Annotated in this window: 5 protein-coding genes; 4 read left to right on the plus strand and 1 reads right to left on the minus strand. The window is 43.6% G+C overall.

The window, feature by feature from the left end; translation table 11 throughout:
• The 4 genes from argC to erpA form a co-directional block, all read left to right on the plus strand.
• A partial coding sequence (argC, locus tag A3756_RS05375; RefSeq protein ID WP_068553030.1) for an N-acetyl-gamma-glutamyl-phosphate reductase occupies positions 1–853 on the plus strand: 853 nt, incomplete at its 5' end.
• Positions 854–876: 23 nt separating this feature from the next.
• Positions 877–1620, plus strand: a complete 744-nt coding sequence (locus tag A3756_RS05380; protein WP_068510034.1) for a DUF6776 family protein — start codon at positions 877–879, stop codon at positions 1618–1620.
• Positions 1621–1640: 20 nt separating this feature from the next.
• Entirely contained in the window at positions 1641–2126 is a 486-nt protein-coding gene (locus A3756_RS05385) for a polymer-forming cytoskeletal protein (RefSeq protein WP_068510036.1), read from the plus strand.
• 103 nt (positions 2127–2229) lie between these two features.
• On the plus strand, positions 2230–2583 hold the full coding sequence (erpA, locus tag A3756_RS05390) for an iron-sulfur cluster insertion protein ErpA (RefSeq protein WP_068510038.1): 354 nt from the start codon (positions 2230–2232) through the stop codon (positions 2581–2583).
• 19 nt (positions 2584–2602) lie between these two features.
• On the opposite strand, the gene A3756_RS05395 is transcribed toward erpA, so the two are convergent.
• The coding region (locus tag A3756_RS05395; RefSeq protein ID WP_156490293.1) for a GNAT family N-acetyltransferase at positions 2603–4132 on the minus strand (1530 nt) is incomplete at its 5' end.

Below are 4132 nucleotides of genomic sequence, written 5' to 3' on the forward strand. Positions count from 1 at the left end.
ACTAGCTGGCTGTGATCTTATCTTCTTTGCAACGCCACACGGTGTGGCTCAGTCAATGATGTCTGAATTTATAGATTCCGGCTTGCGTACCATTGATCTTTCAGGTGACTTTCGTTTGAAAGATGTAGATGTATGGGAAAGTTGGTATGACCAGAAGCATGCCTGCCCTGAATTAATTCCTCAGGCTGCATATGGCCTGCCTGAAATCTATCGTGAACAAATTAAAGATGCCAAATTAGTTGCTTGCCCTGGGTGTTTTCCTACGGTTATTCAGTTGGGCTTTTTACCTTTAGTTGAGCAAGGCTTAGTCCAGGCGGATCGTCTCATTGCAGATGCTAAAACAGGCACCAGTGGTGCTGGGCGTGCAGCTAAAGTTGGTATGCTGTTATCGGAATGCGCTGATAGCTTTAAAGCTTACGGTGTTTCCGGGCATCGCCATTTACCCGAGATCCAGCAAATTTTGAGTGAAGCAAACGGATCGCCTGTTAATGTGACCTTTGTTCCTCATCTCGTGCCCATGATTAGAGGGATCGAAGCGACTTTGTATATACAACCTAAGCCTGATGCTGAATTAAGTCTGGAGCAGGCTCAAGCTATCTATGAAGAGCGCTATAAGGATGAGCCTTTTGTCGATGTGATGCCGCTAGGCTCTTTGCCAGAAACCCGTTCCGTTAAGGGGTCGAATATGTGCCGAATTGCACTGCACCAGCAACCTGGCAGTAATACAATTATTGTATTGTCGGTTATTGATAACCTGGTAAAAGGCTCTTCTGGCCAGGCGATTCAGAACATGAATCTTATGTTTGGTTTTGATGAGATGATGGGCTTACAGCAAGTGGCATTGATGCCCTAACACCTAGGTGAGATTGTACTAGAATGGTAAAACGGAAAGCTGAAGATCGTCTGATTGTAGTTAAGCACAAGCCAGGTATTAAATTAAAACGGCGGGTGATTTTTGCAATTGGCATTTTGGTCATGGGCGTCCTAAGTTTTCTTTTGGGCGATTACCAAATAAAACAGGCACACGAAAAGGTCGTTCAAGAATTAGCAAAAGTTGCACAAGAGTATGCTGCTTTAAAAGAGGAAGAAGTCGCTTTACGGCAGCAAGTCGCAAACCTTGAAAGCGGTCGGACGATTGATGACCTGGCAAAGCAGGAAATTCAGGAGACGATCAGGGATTACAAGGCTCGCGTGTCGCAGTTAGAAAAGGACTTGTCATTTTATCAAAATATTATGGCGCCTTCAGATAACTCGCGAGGCTTACAAGTACAGAAAGCCGAGATTCAGCTAGGTGCAACGGATAGGCGTTTTGACTACAAAATTGTCTTAGCGCAAGTGGCTGATAACAAGAGCTACGTATCCGGGAATGTTGCGATTAACGTGATAGGTATGCAGGGCGAAGAAGAAACTGTTCTAGCCTTAAGAGATATATCAGAGCAGCAAACGGCTTTGGGTATCAAGTTTAAATTCAAGTATTTTCAGGATATAGCCGGAGATCTGCTGCTACCGAAAGGTTTTGTGCCGACAGGTATCCAAGTGGTTGCTCAGTCGAAGGGAAAGAAAGCGTCTCGTATTGAACAGAGCTTCGATTGGCAGCAGTTAGTTGATCAAAAAATTTAGAGACTTTTGGGAGAATCATTATGTGGGGCAAGAGTAAACAAAAAGGGAAAGGGCGTCATAATAGTCCGAATATTCATTTTGATACTCTGGTATCAAGTAAAACCCAGATAGAGGGTGATCTTCAATTCTCTGGCGGTTTACATATCGATGGTTTAATTCGTGGCACCATCCGCGCTGAAGAAGACAGTGAAGCGATTGTTCGTATTAGCGATATTGGTGAAATAGACGGTGATGTGATTGCACCTCATATCATTGTTAACGGTACAGTCCATGGCGATGTTTATGCTTCGAAGCATATTGAGCTGGCCAAGAATGCGTCAATAAAAGGGAATGTTTATTATCATCTGATCGAAATGGCGATGGGTGCTGAGGTTAATGGTAACCTGGTTCACCATAAAGAGCCTGTATCAATTAAGAATCATGACTCAGGTGAAAGCACAGAGACTAAAGCCGCTGAGCAAGTTGCGCTAAAAGCCGTGTCGGGTTCAGATTCTAATAATGGCTAAATGAAATAGTTGACTGTTTTACTAGGTTAATTGGATAATGCTCTGTATAGAAGTATGACATTGTTTTAGTATTCTAATATTAGAATCAAATGCCGGAGAACCAATGAGCATTGTAGAAACTCATGTGCCAAGCCCGCTATTTTTTACCGACGCGGCGGCGAGTAAAGTTAAACAGCTGGTTGAGGAGGAAGAAAATCCTGCTCTTAAGCTACGCGTTTATGTGACTGGCGGTGGTTGCTCGGGTTTTCAATATGGCTTCACTTTTGATGAAGACCTTTCAGAAGATGATACGGTTGTTAGCAAGCAGGGTGTAGACCTGGTTGTCGACGCCATGAGTTATCAATACCTCGTCGGAGCGACAGTTGATTATACTGAAGGCCTAAAAGGTGCTCAGTTTTCTGTGACCAATCCGAATGCAGAAACAACCTGTGGTTGTGGTTCGAGCTTTAGTATTTAAGCGCTGAGCCTTCCTGATTTCAAAGTATTTTAGGGCTGCTTAGCTGCTCTAAAAGTACTTGAACGGCCTCTCTAAGATGCTTATCCAGGTCTTTTTTCCCACTAAAATTAAACTCCTCCACACAATCAGAAATTGAACGAGCTTGTAAAACCCGTCGAATCAGTACTTGTAGCGGGCGCTTGATTGAACTTTTTTTATTTTTTTGTTTGAAGCAAGATAAGGTCAAACTGATCAACTCGCTCATACATTCTTCGATGGCCAACTTATGGCTAGCAAAGCGTTGAAGTTGAGCAAGCTGCCTGCTGTCTAGCCTTAGCTCTACTGCTGGAATTTTCGCTTCTGTTAGCGCATCATACAGCGTATCGCTAGTGTGGTGTTGATATTGTCTACTGATACCACTGAGCAAATTTCTGGCATAGATACTTTCTAATAGAGCCAAATTTTCCTGTGCAGACAAAGATATCGGCCTTTGCATAATCGCGGCATAACAGCCACTAGCATTATCACGTTGAAGACCAAGTTTGAGAAGCGAAAACTGATTCTTTGACCAGAAAGAAAGCAACTCGGTTGTCAGTCCAAATGCTGTAGTAAGACAATCAAGGTGTTTAGTTTTCGCGACTTGTAAAGCTTCTTCAATTAGTTGGCTACCGAGCCCTTGATTCTCGTATTCAGCGCGTACTGCAATACGCATTATACGCAATGAGTGTTGTTCCAGGTTTTTGATATCGCCAGAGAGGGTAGCAAGAGTCTGCGGAACTAAGTGGCCACGTAAGCGTCGCTTTCCTGCGAGGATCTCTTGTTGCAGAGTGCTTTCTAAAATCCCCCCTTCTCGTATTATCAGCATTGCTGAGATCAACTCACCTTGTTGCTCACTTTCTATATGATCTTTGAAACCACAAGCTAGCAACACACCGGGATGATCAAGTATAAGTCTTATATCGTCAGGGGAAGTTTGATAGTGAGCATTCACTAGCAATGAAATAACCTGCTCAAGGAGTTTAGGCTCGGAGGCTAGTTGCTGCTGTGAAGGCCAGAGCACGTTCATCTCTGTATGTTTGTTTTTTACACTACGTTTTTGGCTAAATGAATCGTCATTCAAGGATAAAAATAATAGCCGACTCATCCAATTTTCTAAGGGGTCATTCTCGGCCCAACGAACTGGCTGGCTTAGATGAATGCTTTTCCACTTGGGTGTTAGTAGGTCGAGTTGTTTCTTAAAACGAATTGCAAAGCCTTGACCATTGCCTTCGTAGCCATGGATGGTGCTTGAAAATACGATTCTAGAATAGTGCTTTAGTAGTTCACTCAATGTAGACGCTGGAATTCCGGCAGCTTCATCGATTAGCAGTAACTGGCACTCGGGCTTGGTAAGTAAGAGCTCATCAGGCGATATAAACTTCAGACAGTGAGAATAACTATCGTGGTTGCCACACTCATCTGTAATGTATTTTGAAAATAATGTCGGGCCACCCCAGGCTGCATCGACATGAAAGTGAGCCTTAAACTCGCGCGCGATTTCAGCCACTTCTTCAAGAGGGTCGATATTGCC

This window comes from Oleiphilus sp. HI0086 (genome assembly GCF_001635225.1).